Below are 15,480 nucleotides of genomic sequence, written 5' to 3'. Positions count from 1 at the left end.
GGGAATGTGTCGAGTGTAGACGGGCATTGCGGGGGGAGGAGGGGCAGTACAGGATTTTATCTATGCAAAACAAAACCCCCGGCCTGGGCCGGGGGTTCTGGTATCACTCGTCGAGGAAGGAGCGCAGATGCTCGCTTCGCGTCGGGTGGCGCAACTTGCGCAGCGCCTTGGCTTCGATCTGACGGATCCGCTCGCGGGTCACGTCAAACTGCTTACCGACTTCCTCAAGGGTGTGGTCGGTATTCATGTCGATGCCGAAACGCATGCGCAGTACCTTGGCTTCACGGGCAGTGAGGCCGGACAGTACGTCGCGAGTCGCTTCTTTCAAGCTCTCAACAGTGGCGACATCGATTGGCGACTGCATGGTCGAGTCTTCGATGAAGTCACCCAGATGGGAGTCTTCGTCATCACCGATCGGGGTTTCCATGGAGATCGGCTCTTTAGCGATCTTCAATACTTTGCGGATTTTATCCTCAGGCATTTCCATGCGTTCGCCCAGCTCTTCCGGGGTCGGTTCGCGACCCATTTCCTGCAACATCTGCCGGGAAATACGGTTGAGCTTGTTGATGGTCTCGATCATGTGCACCGGAATACGGATGGTGCGGGCCTGGTCGGCGATCGAGCGAGTGATCGCCTGACGGATCCACCAGGTGGCATAAGTCGAGAACTTGTAGCCGCGACGGTATTCGAACTTGTCCACAGCCTTCATCAAGCCGATGTTGCCTTCCTGGATCAGATCGAGGAATTGCAGGCCACGGTTGGTGTACTTCTTGGCGATGGAGATCACCAGACGCAAGTTCGCTTCTACCATCTCTTTCTTCGCGCGGCGGGCCTTGGCCTCACCGATCGACATGCGACGGTTGATGTCCTTGATCTCGGCAATCGTCAGACCGGTTTCGGTCTCAAGTGCAGTCAGCTTCTGCTGGCAACGGATGATATCCGGCTGCAGGCGGCCAATGGCTTCGGCGTACTTCGCCTTGCCTTTGGCCAGGGCGTCGCTCCAGCTTTCGTCAACTTCGTTGCCCGGGAACTGGCGCAGGAAGTCGGTACGCGGCATGCGCGCATCACGGACACAGAGCTGCATGATCGCACGCTCTTGTGCACGCAGACGCTCAAGGGCGCTACGAACGCGTTCAACCAGGCCTTCGAATTGCTTCGGTACCAGCTTGATCGGCATGAACAGCTCAGCCAGCGCCAGCAGCTCGGCAATCGCCAGCTTGTTGGAGCGACCGTGCTTTTTCAGGGCCTTGCGGGTGATTTCCATTTGATCGGAAACCGCACCGAAACGCTGGGCAGCGATGATCGGGTCTGGACCGCTTTCGACTTCTTCTTCGTCGTCGGTGCTGGCTTCAGCCTCGTCGTCTTCGGAATCGTCATCCGCTTTCGCGGCTTTCGGATCGACAGGCGGCGGTACTTCGGCAGCAGGCGGCGCAATGCCGTCGTCCGGGTCGATATAACCGCTCAGGACGTCGGACAGGCGGCCACCTTCGGTGGTGACGCGAGTGTACTCGGAGAGAATGTGGTCAACCGTGCCAGGGAAGTGCGCGATTGCGCCCATCACTTCACGGATGCCCTCTTCGATACGCTTGGCGATTTCGATCTCGCCTTCGCGTGTCAGCAACTCGACGGTACCCATTTCACGCATATACATGCGCACAGGGTCAGTCGTGCGACCGATGTCGGTCTCCACCGCGGCCAACGCAGCAGCGGCTTCTTCAGCGGCTGCCTCGTCGGTATCGGCGTCGGCCAACATAAGGGCGTCCGCATCCGGAGCACTCTCGTGTACGGGGATCCCCATGTCATTAATCATGCGGATGATGTCTTCCACCTGCTCAGGATCTGAAATATCCTCAGGCAGGTGGTCGTTGACCTCTGCGTAAGTCAGATACTTCTGCTCACGACCAAGGGTGATCAACTCTTTGATACGAGACTGCTGTTGCGCTTTTCCGGACATAACACCCTATCCACTGAAGGTCTTGGCGGGCAAAAAACAAGCCGAGGATTATACCCGAGCTATGACCTCACACGCCAGCTGAGGTCGGGTTTGATGCGGAAACATTCTGTTTTAAGAGGTCACGCATCTGTTTTGCTATCTGAATTTGCTCTTCAGCCGATAATCCCGGCTGTCTTGCTCTCATGATGAGTTCATCGAGGGTCTGCGTATGCTGACCCGCGGATAACCTAGTAATGGTGTCTAAAAACTGTTGTTCAAGGTTATCGCCGTCAATTAGCCACTCCTTTTCCGCAAGTGCTTTCAACAAGCGTCCCTGTTCTGTGCCGTGCCAGCGCGCCATCAACTGAATTGAGTTTAGCTTAGGATTTTTCTGCACAGCTTCGATCAGTGCGATCAGGACTTGAGCGTAGGTATTGCTCGCGTTGGCAAAATGGTCGGCACTTTCGACCTTGCCCGCCAATTGCGGGTGGTGAATGAGCGTGCGCAGGGCGATCAGCGTGGGCGCTTCTACGGCAACTGGCGTGCGCGGGGCGTAGGCCTCGTCGCGATCACCGCGCTTACCGTTCTTGCTCCAGGGCTTTTTGTCCCATTTCTTGCCGCCGGCACCGGGTTTCTTCGGGGTCCATTCCTGCTGGGGCGCGTAGGCATCCTGCGGTTGGAAGTCGGAATAGTCCGGCATGGCGTCGTAATCCATGCCCGGATCGTAGGCGGGCGGCGCGTCCTGCGGTGCGCTGTGCACCAGCTGGCTGACGGCTTCGCCACTCAATCCGGTAATTTCCAGCAGGCGCTGGCGCATCAGGGTGCGCAGGTTGGCGCCTGGCACCTTGTCGATCAGCGGCGCTGCGAGGGTGGCCATATGGGCCTTGCCTTCGAGGGAGCGCGGATCGGCTTCTTCGGTCAGTTGCTGGAAGAAATAGTCCGCCAGCGGCTGCGCATGTTGGTTGATGCGTGCGCGGAACGCGTCGGTGCCTTCGGAGCGCACCAGGGTATCCGGGTCTTCGCCTTCAGGCAGGAACAGGAAGCGTGCGCGGCGCCCGTCTTGCAGGCTCGGCAGCGTGGCTTCGAGTGCTCGCCAGGCGGCGTTGCGGCCGGCCTGGTCGCCGTCGAAACAGAACAGCACGCTGGGCACTACGCGAAACAGGCGTTTCAAGTGCTCTTCGCTGGTGGCGGTGCCGAGGGTAGCTACGGCGTTGCGCAAGCCTTGCTGGGCCAGGGCGATCACGTCCATATAGCCTTCAACCACGATGATTTCATCGAGGTTGCGATTGTTTTTGCGCGCTTCGAACAGGCCGTAGAGCTCCTGGCCTTTGTGGAATACCGGGGTTTCCGGCGAGTTCAGATACTTGGGCTTGTCGTCCCCCAATACCCGGCCACCAAAGGCGATGATGCGGCCGCGGCTGTCGCGGATCGGGAACATCACGCGGTCGCGAAAACGGTCGTAGCGCTTGCCGGTCTCGGCGTTTTCCACCAGGAGACCGGCGTCGATCATGGCTTTTTGCTGCAGGGTGTCACTGCTCAGGTGCTTGTACAGGTTATCCCAGCCGGGCGGCGCGAAGCCGAGGCCGAAGTCGCGAGCGATTTCGCCGGTAAGGCCGCGGCCCTTGAGGTAGTCGACGGCGGCCTTGCGCTGCGGATGGCTCTTGAGTGCCTGTCGGTAAAAGTCGGCGGCGGCGGTGAGCAGTGGGTACAGCGGCGAATCGGTGGGTTGCCGCGGTTTGTGCGGGCGACCGCTTTCTTCGCGGGGGACTTCCATGCCGGCGGCTTTCGCCAGGTCCTCGATTGCCTGGGGGAAATCCAGGTTGTCGTGGTCCATCAGGAAGCCGAGGGCGTTGCCGCCTGCGCCGCAGCCGAAGCAGTAGTAGAACTGCTTGTCGGGGCTGACACTGAACGACGGGGTTTTTTCTTTGTGGAACGGGCAGCAGGCGGTGTAGTTCTTGCCGGCTTTCTTCAGTTGCACGCGCGAGCTGACAACATCGACGATGTCGGTGCGGTTCAGAAGGTCGTCAATAAAGCTCTGGGGAATTAGCCCGGCCATGGCGTTCTCGTCATCACTGCGTGTAAATGAGGGCCCGTGAAGTGCTCAAGCGCTTGGGTCGAGTGGCTCGACCATCAATCGTCTGCTTGGGCTGTATGGAAGTGTATCTGCCGAGCATTCACTGACGTTAATTTCCAATCAGTCTTCGGCGAAGAAATGTTGCCCCGGGCTCCGGTTTTGGCCAATGGTGGCCTCGGTAGCTCATCGATGGGCACAGTCGACCGTTGATCGCCTGTTTACAGAATAAGTGTGCTCGTCAGTAGCCTTGTTAGGCTCGTCAGAAGAGACGTGCACCGCTGGCAAAAGAGCCAGTCCTGACGTGTGAAGCAGTTGTCTCAGTCGCGTGTGCGGCGTCGACGGTAAAGCATCAAGCGATATCTGCAAATGCCAATAGCCCGGCTGAGGGCCGGGCTTGGCAGAAGCGTGCTACGAACGTCTGTGTATTAGTACAGACGAACGGCGCGGCGCTGCTCGCGCTGAACTTTCTTGGCGTGACGCTTAACAGCGGCTGCTGCTTTACGCTTACGCTCAGAAGTTGGCTTCTCGTAAAATTCGCGGCTACGAACTTCGGCCAGTACACCGGCTTTTTCGCAGGAGCGCTTGAAACGACGCAGAGCTACGTCGAAGGGTTCGTTCTCTTTAACTTTGACGGCTGGCATCCAGAGCTACCTTCTTTCATTACCGGGATCAACGTTCTCGTCGCAAAAAATTCGCGGCTGAGGTCGTCGGTTTTTAAGGGTTGCGGATGTTAACCCCTCATTGACCGGAATGCAAAGCCTCTGATCGAAAACCGCTAGTCGGGAGGGGGAGTGGCGACTATTATGCGCGCCTTCGAATTTAGCCTCTACAAGGCGCAAACCCATGCTAGTACTGGGACTTGAAACCTCCTGCGACGAAACCGGTGTCGCACTTTACGACAGTGAGCGCGGGCTTTTGGCCGATGCACTGTTCAGTCAGATCGACCTGCATCGCGCCTATGGCGGCGTGGTGCCGGAGCTGGCCAGCCGTGATCACGTCAAGCGTATGTTGCCGTTGATTCGTCAGGTGTTGGACGAGGCCGGTTGCGTGCCGACCGAGATCGACGCGATTGCCTATACCGCAGGCCCTGGATTGGTCGGAGCCCTTCTGGTTGGGGCCTCTTGCGCCCAGGCGCTGGCGTTTGCCTGGGGCATTCCGGCCCTCGGTGTGCACCACATGGAAGGCCATTTACTGGCGCCAATGCTGGAAGAAAACCCGCCGCAGTTCCCGTTCGTCGCTTTGTTGGTTTCAGGGGGGCATACGCAGCTGGTTCAGGTCGACGCAATCGGTCAATACACGCTGTTGGGCGAGTCGCTGGATGACGCCGCCGGCGAAGCGTTCGACAAGACCGCGAAGATGATGGGCCTCAATTACCCCGGCGGACCGGAGATCGCCCGCCTCGCCGAAAAAGGCGTTGCTGGTCGTTATACCTTCCCGCGTCCGATGTGCGATCGCCCTGGTTTGATGTTCAGTTTCAGCGGCTTGAAAACCTCTGCGCTCAATACCTGGCAGCACAGTGTCAGCGCCGGGGACGACAGTCAGCAAGCCCGTTGCGACATCGCGCTGGCGTTCCAGCAGGCCGTGGTGGAGACTTTGACCATCAAGTGCAAGCGTGCCCTGAAACAGGCAGGCATGAAGCGACTGGTGATCGCTGGCGGCGTCAGCGCCAACAAGGCGCTGCGCAGTTCACTGGAAAAAATGCTCGGCGATATGAAGGGCGATGTGTTCTACGCCCGCCCTGAGTTCTGTACCGACAATGGCGCGATGATCGCCTATGCCGGTTGCCAGCGCTTGCAGGCGGGGCAGCACGAAAGTCTGGCGATCAGCGTGCAGGCGCGCTGGCCGATGGAGCAACTGCCGCCTTTGTAGGCTGTGTAGGGCTGCAACGTGAGAAGTGCTCATCGACGGTATTTAAAAATGCCGTTCGCGCCCGGCAAACAGGTCGCGTAGATTGCCCCGGTGACGCCAGACGATCAGCAGTGTCAGCACGCTCATCGGCAACAGCGCCGCGGGTTCCTGCCAGGCCAGTAAGGGCAGAGTGAGCGGCGTGGCGATCAGAGCCGCCAGTGAGCTGGTGCGGGTCAGGTAGAACGTCAGCAGCCAGGCGAGTACGGCCAGCAATGCTGCCGGTGGGTAGATCCCCAGCAGCATGCCGGCTGCCGTAGCGACACCTTTGCCGCCGCGAAAGCGGAAGTACAGTGGAAACAGATGGCCGAGGACGGCGCACACGCCCACCCAGGCCTGCTGTTGCAGGGTCAGGCCGACGAGGCTGGCGATCAGCACGGGCAGCAAACCCTTGCACAGATCGCCCAGCAGTGTCAGGACGGCGAGCTTCTTGCCGGCCAGGCGCAACATATTGGTGGCGCCGGCATTGCCTGAGCCACTCATTCGCGGGTCGGGGTTTCCCGTCAGGCGGCTGAGCAAAATGGCGAAGGACAGCGAGCCGAGCAGGTAGGCGAGAATCGCCAGTGACCAAAACATGCTAACTATTCCGGGCGAGGACGCCCTGATTCTAACGGGGCATCGCGCCCTTGTCGTGCTGCGGAGAAGAGCTTGGACAGAGTGTTTATCGAAGGCCTGGAAGTCGACACCGTGATCGGGGCCTACGACTGGGAGCGCGGAATCCGCCAATGCCTGCGCCTGGACCTGAGCTTCGCATGGGATAACCGCCCGGCGGCTGCGGGTGACGACCTGAGCCTGGCGCTGGATTACGCCAGCGTGTCCGCGCGTATCCAGGCCTTTGCCGAGCAGTCCCAGTACCAACTGGTGGAAACCTTTGCCGAGCGCCTGGCCGAAGTGCTGATGAGTGAATTCCAGATTCCCTGGCTGCACCTCAAGTTGACCAAGCCCGGCGCCGTACCGGCCGCAACGGGCGTGGGCGTGGAGATCGAGCGCGGATGTCGCTAACGCAGATTTACCTTGGCCTCGGCAGCAATATCGAGCGCGAGCCCCATTTGTGCGCCGGACTCGATGCGCTGGCGAGCTTTCTGACCGACGTGCGCTGCTCGGCGGTGTTCGAAAGCCAACCAGTGGGCATCAAGAGTGGGCCGTTTTTCAATTTAGTAGTGTCGGCCTATACCGACCTGCCGTTGAGGGAGCTGGATCGTCGTCTCAAGCTCATCGAAGCCGACAATGGTCGTTATGCGCCAGGTCGCAAGGGCTTGCCGTTGGATATCGACGTGCTGCTGTACGGCGAAATGGTGGGTGATTTCGACGGTTTGATCCTGCCCCGCGCAGAGATCCTGAAAAACGCCTTCGTGTTGTGGCCGCTGTCGATGATGGCGCCGGACCGGGTGCACCCTGAGGTGGGCAAAACCATGGCTGAGCTGTGGCGCGATGCGCACATCGACCAAGTGCTGGCGCCTGTTGCATTTGAGTGGCAGGGCCAGCAATTGACATCGAGCGCGCTCCTAATTCGATAGGGCGCGTTCTGCCTTGTAGGCTTGCAGCGCCTTGAGCCGTTCGCGCTTCAAGGCCTCGCCCAGCTCAGGGCCTTTGAAACCTCTCTCCAGCAGTGGCGCTACGGCCACTTCGCGCGCTGTCGTTGCTGCGCCGCGCAAATAATCTGCCTGTGGATAACTGCGTTGCTCAAGGCCCTTGCGGCCCCGAGCATCCATTTCACAGCTCACCACAAACTCCTCAAAGCGCTGCGGTCGGCGATAGACGTCAAAACTTTGCAGCAACTCCAGCAGTGTCGAGGCTTTCAGCTCCAGCGCTCGATGGCCGTGGGTGTGATATTGACCCACCAACAGCGCCAGTTCCTGGCAATCCCTTGGCACTTTGAAGCGCTCGTTGACCGCCTTGATCAGCTTCAAACCCCGATGCTCGTGGGCGATGTGCTGCGGCAACTTATCCACAGGCGTCAGGCCTTTGCCCAGGTCATGCAGCAGGCAGGCCCAGCGCACGGTGAGTGGCTGCTTGTGCAGTGCGGACTGCTCCAGCACGCTCAACGTGTGCACGCCGGTGTCGATTTCGGGGTGATGGGCTTCGGGCTGCGGTACTCCAAAAAGGGCATCCACTTCCGGCATCAGGGTTTTCAGTGCGTCACAGTCGCGCAGTATCTGAATAAACACCTGGGGCTGATCTTCCATCAGCGCCCGGGAGATTTCTTTCCAGCTGCGCTCCGGCGTCAGGGCTTCCAACTCTCCTGACTCGCTGAGTTGACGCATCAGTTCCAGGGTCTGCGGTGCCACCGTAAAACCCAGGTGTGCATAGCGCGCAGCAAAACGTGCAACGCGCAGAACTCGCAGGGGATCTTCGGCAAACGCGGGTGAAACGTGGCGAAGAATGCGCGCTTCGAGATCGCGCTGGCCGTGATAAGGGTCGGTCAGGTTGCCGTCATCGTCTTCTGCCATTGCATTGATGGTCAGGTCGCGACGGATCAGGTCTTCTTCCAGCGTAACCTCGGGGCTGGCGTGAAACACAAAGCCACCGTAACCCCGGCCACTCTTGCGCTCGGTACGGGCCAGGGCGTATTCGTCGCCGTTTTTGGGGTCGAGGAAGACCGGGAAGTCGGAGCCCACCGGCTTGAAGCCTTTGGCCAGCATCTCTTCGGTGGTGGCGCCGACGACCACGCGGTCGATATCGGTAACCTTGATGCCCAGTAAACGGTCACGCACGGCGCCGCCGACTTTGTAGATTTTCATGAAAAAGCCTCCATTAGCGGCACAGGATACCGCCTGTGCCGGACCAATGGAGGCTTTGCCGTTTCAGAGATGCACGACGGCCAGGTCCAGGCGGCCGTAGTCGTTGTCGTTGTGATCGCTGCGCGGTGGCACATGGTGAGTCTTCATCACCTGATCGCCCTGCAGGGTTTCCAGATGGATGTCGAAGCCCCACAGCCGGTGCAGATGCTTGAGTACTTCCTCGGTGGATTCGCCCAGCGGCTTGCGGTCATGTTGCTGGTGACGCAAGGTCAGCGAGCGGTCGCCACGCACATCGATGCTGTAGATCTGCACGTTGGGCTCGCGGTTGCCCAGGTTGTACTGCGCGGCCAAGGTTTCACGGATGATGCGGTAGCCAGGCTCATCGTGGATGGCCGGGACGACCAAGTCATCCTTGAGGTCGTCATCAAGGATGCTGAACAGCTTGAGGTCCCGGATCACTTGGGGTGACAGGTACTGCAGGATGAAGCTCTCGTCCTTGAAGCTGCTCATGGCGAACTTGATGGTAGACAGCCAGTCAGTGCCGGCGATTTCCGGGAACCAGCGGCGGTCTTCCTCGGTGGGGTGTTCGCACATGCGCCGGATGTCGCGGTACATGGCAAAGCCCAAGGCATAAGGGTTGATGCCGCTGTAATACGGGCTGTCGAAGCCGGGTTGGAACACCACGCTGGTGTGAGACGTGAGGAACTCCATCATGAAGCCGTCGGTGACCAGGCCTTCGTCGTACAGGTCGTTCATCAGCGTGTAGTGCCAGAACGTCGCCCAGCCTTCGTTCATCACCTGGGTTTGGCGTTGTGGATAAAAGTACTGGGCGATCTTGCGCACGATGCGCACGATTTCCCGTTGCCATGGCTCCAGCAGCGGCGCGTGTTTTTCCAGGAAATACAGGATGTTTTCCTGAGGTTCGGCGGGGAAGCGTGCGTTGTCCTTGTCGCTGTTCTTACCGGCTTTTTTAGGAATGGTGCGCCACAGGTCGTTGATCTGCTTTTGCAGATGCTCCTCGCGCTCCTTCTGGCGCAGGCGTTCTTCCTCGGCGGAAATCGGGTAGGGGCGTTTGTAGCGGTCGACCCCGTAGTTCATCAGGGCATGACAGGAGTCGAGCAAGTCTTCTACCGCATCGATGCCGTGGCGCTCCTCGCACTGCATGATGTACTGCTTGGCGAATACCAGGTAGTCGATGATCGAGCTGGCATCGGTCCAGGTGCGGAACAGGTAGTTGCCCTTGAAAAAGCTGTTATGCCCATAGCAGGCGTGAGCCACTACCAAAGCCTGCATGCAGATGGTGTTTTCTTCCATCAGGTAGGCAATGCACGGGTCGGAGTTGATCACGATCTCGTAGGCCAGGCCCATCTGGCCTCGGGTGTAGGATTTCTCGGTGCTGAGGAAGTGTTTGCCGTAGGACCAATGGTGATAACCCAGCGGCATGCCGACGGACGCGTAGGCATCCATCATCTGCTCGGCGGTAATCACTTCGATCTGGTTGGGGTATGTGTCCAGGGCATAACCCGCCGCGATCCGGCTGATTTCCCGGTCATAGGCCTGGATCAGTTCAAAGGTCCACTCGGAGCCGGTGGAAATGGGTTGGCGCTTAGTCTCTTTTTTGGCGGTCATGTCACTAACCTGCGCTGGAAGAGTTCACGGAAGACCGGGTAGATATCGCCGGCCGAGACCAGTTGCTGCTGGGCGAACGTGTCGGCAAAGGCTTCGCCGATGCGCTCGTATTCGAACCACAGGGCCTGGTGCTCACGGGGGGTGATTTCGACGTAGGTGTAATACTGCACGAACGGCATGATCTGGTTGATCAGGATGTCGCGGCAAATGGGGGAATCATCGTTCCAGTTGTCGCCGTCCGAGGCTTGGGCGGCGTAGATGTTCCACTCGTTGGCCGGATAGCGCTCGGCCATGATCTCCTGCATCAGCTTCAGGGCACTGGACACGATGGTGCCGCCGGTTTCCCGCGAGTAGAAGAACTCTTCTTCGTCGACTTCCCGGGCGCTGGTGTGATGGCGGATGAACACGACGTCGATCTTGTCGTAATTGCGCTTGAGGAACAGGTACAGCAGGATAAAGAACCGCTTGGCGATGTCCTTGGTGGCCTGGGTCATGGAGCCGGAGACGTCCATGAGACAAAACATCACCGCCTTGGAACTGGGATTGGGTTGTTTGACCAGCAGGTTGTATTTCAAGTCGAAGGTGTCGAGGAAGGGCACGCGGTGAATACGCGCGCTGAGTTTCTCGATTTCCCCCTCGATTTCCTGGATATCGCCGAAGTTGTCCGGTTCTTCGCGCTTCAAACGCGCCAATTTTTCCTTGGCTTCCTTCAGTTTGGCGCGGCTGCTCCCCGACAGGGCGATGCGCCGCGCATGGGCCGAACGCAGGGTACGGATGATATTGATCCGTGACGGGTTGCCCTCGTTGCTGATACCCGCTCGCACGGTCTTGAAGGTGTCGGTACCCGTCAGGTTGCGTTTGACCAGGTTGGGCAGTTCCAGGTCCTCGAACATGAATTCAAGGAATTCTTCCTGGGTGATCTGGAACACGAACTCATCCATGCCTTCGCCGGAGTTGCCGGCCTTGCCCGGACCTTTGCCGCCCGCACCGCCTTGGGGCCGCTGGATATGTTCGCCGGTGGTGAATTCCTTGTTGCCTGGATGCACGACGGTCTGTTTGCCGCCGCGACCGTGGTGCAGCACCGGTTCGTCGATGTCCCGTCCGGGGATGCTGATTTGCTCGCCATGTTCCATATCGGTAATGGAACGGCGGCTGACGGCCTCTTCAACGGCCTTTTTGATGTGGTCACGGTAACGCCGCAGGAAACGCTGGCGGTTTACCGTGCTCTTGTTCTTGCCATTGAGGCGTCGGTCGATCACATAGCTCATGGGGAGCCCTCCGGGCAGCTTCACGTTACAAGCTTCAAGCCGCGAGCTGGAAGCTTAGAGACAAGCGGTCAGCTGCCAGGCCAACTGCCTGGCAGTGAACGCTTGCCGCTGCCTTACTGTGATTTACGAACCCGCAGGTACCACTCGGAGAGCAGCCGTACCTGTTTGTCGGTGTAGCCACGCTCGACCATTCGTGTGACGAAGTCGTTGTGTTTTTGCTGATCCTCCTTGCTGGCCTTGGCGTTGAAGCTGATGACCGGCAGCAGGTCTTCGGTGTTCGAGAACATTTTCTTCTCGATGACCACCCGCAGCTTCTCGTAGCTGAGCCAGGTCGGGTTCTTGCCGTTGTTGTTGGCGCGGGCGCGCAGGACGAAGTTGACGATTTCGTTGCGGAAATCCTTCGGATTGCTGATGCCGGCCGGTTTCTCGATTTTCTCCAGTTCCTCGTTGAGGGCGACGCGGTTGAGAATCTCGCCGGTTTCCGGGTCGCGGTATTCCTGGTCCTGGATCCAGAAGTCGGCGTACAGCACGTAGCGGTCGAAGATGTTCTGGCCGTACTCGCTGTAGGACTCCAGGTACGCAGTCTGGATTTCCTTGCCGATAAACTCGATGTAGCGCGGTGCCAGGTATTCCTTGAGGAAGCGCAGGTAGCGTTCGCGGGTTTCCGCCTGGAACTGTTCCTGTTCGATCTGCTGTTCCAGTACATAGAGCAGGTGCACCGGGTTGGCGGCGATCTCGTGCGGGTCGAAGTTGAAGACTTTGGACAGGATCTTGAACGCAAAGCGTGTCGACAGGCCGTTCATGCCCTCATCCACGCCCGCCGTGTCGCGGTATTCCTGGATCGACTTGGCTTTAGGATCGGTGTCCTTGAGGTTCTCACCGTCGTACACGCGCATCTTCGAGTAAATGTTTGAGTTCTCCGGCTCCTTGAGGCGCGACAGCACGGTGAACTGGGCAAGCATCTTCAGGGTGTCGGGTGCGCAATGGGCCTTGGCCAGGGAACTGTTGAACAGCAGTTTGTCGTAGATCTTGATCTCATCGCTGACCCGCAGGCAGTACGGCACCTTGACGATATAAATCCGGTCGATGAAGGCTTCGTTGTTCTTGTTGTTGCGAAAGGTGTGCCATTCCGATTCGTTGGAGTGGGCCAGCAGAATCCCGGTGAACGGAATCGCGCCCAGGCCTTCGGTGCTGTTGTAGTTACCTTCCTGGGTCGCGGTCAGCAGTGGGTGCAGCACCTTGATCGGTGCCTTGAACATCTCCACGAACTCCATCAGGCCCTGGTTGGCCCGGCACAGTGCGCCAGAGTAGCTATAAGCGTCGGCGTCGTTCTGCGGGAATTCTTCGAGTTTGCGGATATCGACCTTGCCCACCAGCGCGGAAATATCCTGGTTGTTTTCGTCACCCGGCTCGGTCTTGGCCACGCCGATCTGGTTGAGGATCGACGGGTAGAGTTTCACCACACGGAACTGGCTGATGTCGCCGCCAAATTCAGCCAGGCGCTTGGTGGCCCAAGGCGACATGATGGTGTTGAGGTAGCGTCGTGGGATGCCGAAGTCTTCTTCGAGGATCGCGCCATCTTCCGTGGCGTTGAACAGGCCCAGTGGCGACTCGAAGACCGGCGAGCCCTTGATCGCGTAAAAGGGCACTTTCTCGATCAGCTGTTTGAGCTTTTCGGCCAGGGACGACTTGCCACCGCCGACGGGACCGAGCAGGTAAAGGATCTGTTTCTTCTCTTCCAGGCCTTGGGCGGCATGGCGGAAATAGGAGACGATCTGGTCAATGCATTCTTCCATTCCGTGGAAGTCTTCAAAGGCCGGGTAGCGGCGGATCACCTTGTTGGAAAATATTCGCGACAGTCGCGAATTGTTCGAGGTGTCCACCAGCTCCGGCTCGCCAATTGCCAGCAGCAGGCGTTCGGCGGCAGACGCGTAGGTGCTGCGGTCCTTTTTGCACAGCTCTAGATACTCTTGAAGCGTGAGTTCTTCCTGCTGTGTGGACTCGAAGCGTTGTTGGAAGTGGCTAAAAATACTCATGACGTCGTCACCTCGCTCGATACGTGGAGCCGACGCCGGATCAATCAGTCGATGCTGGCAGCCATTGGCAATCGCCAACGGCTGTTTTCCCCCCAGAACACCCTAAACCCTACCGATGACCCGCACGCCGGTGTACCGGCTCTCCCCTGATTCGGATGGCCTGCGCTTAAGGATAGTTCGGAATCCGGGAGGTCAAGGCGCGATACGCAATTAGTTTGCCTGCGCCGTTCGTCAGAAACGGCGCGAGCCCAAGCGTCACGCGGGGTAGCGGGGTTTGAAAAAAATTATTGCGAATCGCCCGAGGAAATTTCCTTAGGATAGGTCGTACGCCACAGCTCAAAACCACCGTCCAGGCTGTAGACGTCGGAGAAACCCTGGCTGATCAGGTAGGCGGCGGCGCTCTGGCTGGAGTTGCCGTGGTAGCAGGCCACGATCAGCGGCGCGTCGAGGTCGGCCGCACGGATGAAGTCGGCGATATTGACGTTGTCCAGGTGCTGGGCGCCGGTGATGTGAGCAGCCGCGTAGGTCGGCTGGTCACGAATGTCGACGACTACCGCACCTTGCTCGCGCAAGGCCTGGGCTTGTTCGGGAGGGATACGTTTGAATTCGCTCATGGCGGGCTCCTATGGCTTTATGGCGGCCGGCTGTGTAGTGGGAGGGGAGGACTGGCATTGGCAGCTGTGGCGCTCGCCCGTGTCGATGTTCATCAGGGTCATGGCGCCACCCCACACGCAACCGGTGTCGAGGGCGAACACGCCGGGTTCATTGCACTTGCCTTCCAGGGCGGCCCAGTGCCCGAAGATGATCTTGGTGTCACGGGTCTTGCGTTCCTTGTGGGCGAACCAGGGCTTGTAGCCGGGCAGGGCGGTGTCGGCGCCTTCCTTGCTCTTGAGGTCCAGCTTGCCCTCGGCGGTGCAGAAACGCATGCGCGTGAAGTAGTTGGTGATCACCCGCAGGCGGGCGACGCCGGTCAGGTCGTTGTCCCATTTCACCGGTTCGTTGCCGTACATGCCGTCGAGGTAGGCGGTGTACAGGCTGTCGTCGGCCAGGGCGCTTTCAACTTCAGCGGCGCACTTGAGGGCCTTCTTCAGTGTCCACTGCGGCGGGATACCCGCATGCACCAGGGCCATGTTGCGGCCTTCGTCGTAATGCATGATCTTTTGCCGGCGCAGCCAGTCGAGTAACTCGGCCCGGTCGGGAGCTTCGAGGATTTCCCGTAGCGTGTCGCCCTTTTTCAGGCGCTCGATATTGTTGCCGGCCGCCAGTAGATGCAGGTCGTGGTTGCCGAGTACGCATACCAGGGAATCACGCAGGCTATATAAGTAGCGCAGGGTATCCAGTGACTCGGGGCCGCGATTGACCAGGTCACCGACCAACCAAAGCCGATTGTTGGCCGGATCGAAGGCCACGCGCTCAAGCAGGCACTTGAGCGGTTCCAGGCAGCCCTGCAGGTCACCGACCGCGTAGGTCGCCATCAGTGCAGGGCTCCCGGTACGGCAAGGCGAAACGGCTTGATGATGGCGTCGAACAGTTGGCCGTCAGTGGCTTTCATCTGATACGAGCCTTGCATGGTGCCGACCTTGGAGGTCATCACCGTGCCGCTGCTGTAGGTGTGGCTGGCGCCAATGTCGATCAACGGCTGCTGGCCAACCACGCCTGCGCCGCGTACTTCTTCGACCTGGCCGTCACCGTCGGTGATCACCCAGTGGCGTGACAGCAACTTGGCCGGCACGAGCCCGTTGTTCTTCACCGTGATGGTGTAGGCAAAGGCAAAGCGGTTGTGTTCAGGTTGCGATTGGTCCGCCAGGAAGCGGGTGACGACGCTGACGTCGATCTGGTAGCGAGGATCGGACATGCAAGAGGCCTTAAAAGCAAAAGCGGAGGACAGCAGATG

General features: G+C 59.2%; 14 protein-coding genes. 3 read left to right on the top strand and 11 right to left on the bottom strand.

All coding sequences use genetic code 11. The features are described 5' to 3' along the window. Window positions 1-103 precede the first annotated feature (103 nt). From rpoD to rpsU, 3 genes are all read right to left on the bottom strand, one after another. A complete protein-coding gene (gene rpoD / locus AOA60_RS18645; protein WP_099585681.1) occupies window positions 104-1,954 on the bottom strand; it encodes an RNA polymerase sigma factor RpoD in 1,851 nt (616 codons plus the stop codon). Between the two features lie 67 nt (window positions 1,955-2,021). Then, window positions 2,022-3,989, bottom strand: a complete 1,968-nt coding sequence (gene dnaG / locus AOA60_RS18640) for a DNA primase (RefSeq protein ID WP_099585680.1) — start codon at window positions 3,987-3,989, stop codon at window positions 2,022-2,024. Between the two features lie 443 nt (window positions 3,990-4,432). Further along, window positions 4,433-4,648 carry a 30S ribosomal protein S21 gene (gene rpsU / locus AOA60_RS18635; RefSeq protein WP_002551877.1) on the bottom strand — a complete coding sequence of 72 codons (216 nt, stop codon included), beginning with the start codon at window positions 4,646-4,648 and terminating at the stop codon, window positions 4,433-4,435. Window positions 4,649-4,850: 202 nt separating this feature from the next. Between rpsU and tsaD the strand changes: the two genes are divergently transcribed. Next, on the top strand, window positions 4,851-5,876 hold the full coding sequence (gene tsaD, locus AOA60_RS18630; protein ID WP_099585679.1) for a tRNA (adenosine(37)-N6)-threonylcarbamoyltransferase complex transferase subunit TsaD: 1,026 nt from the start codon (window positions 4,851-4,853) through the stop codon (window positions 5,874-5,876). Window positions 5,877-5,918: 42 nt separating this feature from the next. On the opposite strand, the gene plsY is transcribed toward tsaD, so the two are convergent. Beyond that, entirely contained in the window at window positions 5,919-6,488 is a 570-nt protein-coding gene (gene plsY, locus AOA60_RS18625) for a glycerol-3-phosphate 1-O-acyltransferase PlsY (RefSeq protein ID WP_099585678.1), read from the bottom strand. 72 nt (window positions 6,489-6,560) lie between these two features. Between plsY and folB the strand changes: the two genes are divergently transcribed. After that, window positions 6,561-6,914 (top strand): dihydroneopterin aldolase, encoded by a 354-nt coding sequence (gene folB / locus AOA60_RS18620; RefSeq protein WP_099585677.1) that lies wholly within the window; start codon window positions 6,561-6,563, stop codon window positions 6,912-6,914. After that, window positions 6,905-7,429 (top strand): 2-amino-4-hydroxy-6-hydroxymethyldihydropteridine diphosphokinase, encoded by a 525-nt coding sequence (gene folK / locus AOA60_RS18615; RefSeq protein WP_099585676.1) that lies wholly within the window; start codon window positions 6,905-6,907, stop codon window positions 7,427-7,429. Before folB ends, folK begins: the two co-directional genes overlap by 10 nt. Here folK and AOA60_RS18610 read toward each other — a convergent pair. The 7 genes from AOA60_RS18610 to apaG all read right to left on the bottom strand — a co-directional run bounded on the left by AOA60_RS18610 (window position 7,418) and on the right by apaG (window position 15,441). Continuing rightward, window positions 7,418-8,653 (bottom strand): multifunctional CCA addition/repair protein, encoded by a 1,236-nt coding sequence (locus tag AOA60_RS18610; protein ID WP_099585675.1) that lies wholly within the window; start codon window positions 8,651-8,653, stop codon window positions 7,418-7,420. The two genes, folK and AOA60_RS18610, sit on opposite strands and share 12 nt — an antisense overlap. A gap of 63 nt (window positions 8,654-8,716) precedes the next feature. Beyond that, on the bottom strand, window positions 8,717-10,282 hold the full coding sequence (locus AOA60_RS18605; protein WP_099585674.1) for a SpoVR family protein: 1,566 nt from the start codon (window positions 10,280-10,282) through the stop codon (window positions 8,717-8,719). Beyond that, window positions 10,279-11,550 (bottom strand): YeaH/YhbH family protein, encoded by a 1,272-nt coding sequence (locus AOA60_RS18600; protein ID WP_099585673.1) that lies wholly within the window; start codon window positions 11,548-11,550, stop codon window positions 10,279-10,281. The genes AOA60_RS18605 and AOA60_RS18600 overlap by 4 nt, the downstream gene beginning before the upstream one ends. Before the next feature lie 113 nt (window positions 11,551-11,663). Further along, on the bottom strand, window positions 11,664-13,586 hold the full coding sequence (locus AOA60_RS18595) for a PrkA family serine protein kinase (protein WP_017739508.1): 1,923 nt from the start codon (window positions 13,584-13,586) through the stop codon (window positions 11,664-11,666). Between the two features lie 284 nt (window positions 13,587-13,870). Then, window positions 13,871-14,200: a thiosulfate sulfurtransferase GlpE gene (gene glpE / locus AOA60_RS18590; protein ID WP_099585672.1), complete on the bottom strand. Its 330-nt coding sequence runs from the start codon at window positions 14,198-14,200 to the stop codon at window positions 13,871-13,873. Window positions 14,201-14,209: 9 nt separating this feature from the next. Then, window positions 14,210-15,061, bottom strand: coding sequence for a symmetrical bis(5'-nucleosyl)-tetraphosphatase (locus AOA60_RS18585; RefSeq protein ID WP_099585671.1), 852 nt, complete (start codon window positions 15,059-15,061; stop codon window positions 14,210-14,212). Beyond that, on the bottom strand, window positions 15,061-15,441 hold the full coding sequence (gene apaG, locus AOA60_RS18580) for a Co2+/Mg2+ efflux protein ApaG (protein WP_099585670.1): 381 nt from the start codon (window positions 15,439-15,441) through the stop codon (window positions 15,061-15,063). The genes AOA60_RS18585 and apaG overlap by 1 nt, the downstream gene beginning before the upstream one ends. Window positions 15,442-15,480: the final 39 nt, after the last annotated feature.

Source organism: Pseudomonas sp. 2822-17 (genome assembly GCF_002742485.1).
Classification (GTDB): domain Bacteria; phylum Pseudomonadota; class Gammaproteobacteria; order Pseudomonadales; family Pseudomonadaceae; genus Aquipseudomonas; species Aquipseudomonas cyclaminis.
Note: the sequence above shows the minus strand (reverse complement) of the source record. Positions and strands in the feature narration are given on the sequence as shown.

Bases quoted from the DNA above. Each gene is read 5' to 3' on its own strand.
- rpoD (WP_099585681.1), bottom strand. From the start codon at position 1,954: ATGTCCGGAAAAGCGCAACAGCAGTCTCGTATCAAAGAGTTGATCACC.
- dnaG (WP_099585680.1), bottom strand. From the start codon at position 3,989: ATGGCCGGGCTAATTCCCCAGAGCTTTATTGACGACCTTCTGAACCGC.
- rpsU (WP_002551877.1), bottom strand. From the start codon at position 4,648: ATGCCAGCCGTCAAAGTTAAAGAGAACGAACCCTTCGACGTAGCTCTG.
- tsaD (WP_099585679.1), top strand. From the start codon at position 4,851: ATGCTAGTACTGGGACTTGAAACCTCCTGCGACGAAACCGGTGTCGCA.
- plsY (WP_099585678.1), bottom strand. From the start codon at position 6,488: ATGTTTTGGTCACTGGCGATTCTCGCCTACCTGCTCGGCTCGCTGTCC.
- folK (WP_099585676.1), top strand. From the start codon at position 6,905: ATGTCGCTAACGCAGATTTACCTTGGCCTCGGCAGCAATATCGAGCGC.
- AOA60_RS18610 (WP_099585675.1), bottom strand. From the start codon at position 8,653: ATGAAAATCTACAAAGTCGGCGGCGCCGTGCGTGACCGTTTACTGGGC.
- AOA60_RS18605 (WP_099585674.1), bottom strand. From the start codon at position 10,282: ATGACCGCCAAAAAAGAGACTAAGCGCCAACCCATTTCCACCGGCTCC.
- AOA60_RS18600 (WP_099585673.1), bottom strand. From the start codon at position 11,550: ATGAGCTATGTGATCGACCGACGCCTCAATGGCAAGAACAAGAGCACG.
- AOA60_RS18595 (WP_017739508.1), bottom strand. From the start codon at position 13,586: ATGAGTATTTTTAGCCACTTCCAACAACGCTTCGAGTCCACACAGCAG.
- glpE (WP_099585672.1), bottom strand. From the start codon at position 14,200: ATGAGCGAATTCAAACGTATCCCTCCCGAACAAGCCCAGGCCTTGCGC.
- AOA60_RS18585 (WP_099585671.1), bottom strand. From the start codon at position 15,061: ATGGCGACCTACGCGGTCGGTGACCTGCAGGGCTGCCTGGAACCGCTC.
- apaG (WP_099585670.1), bottom strand. From the start codon at position 15,441: ATGTCCGATCCTCGCTACCAGATCGACGTCAGCGTCGTCACCCGCTTC.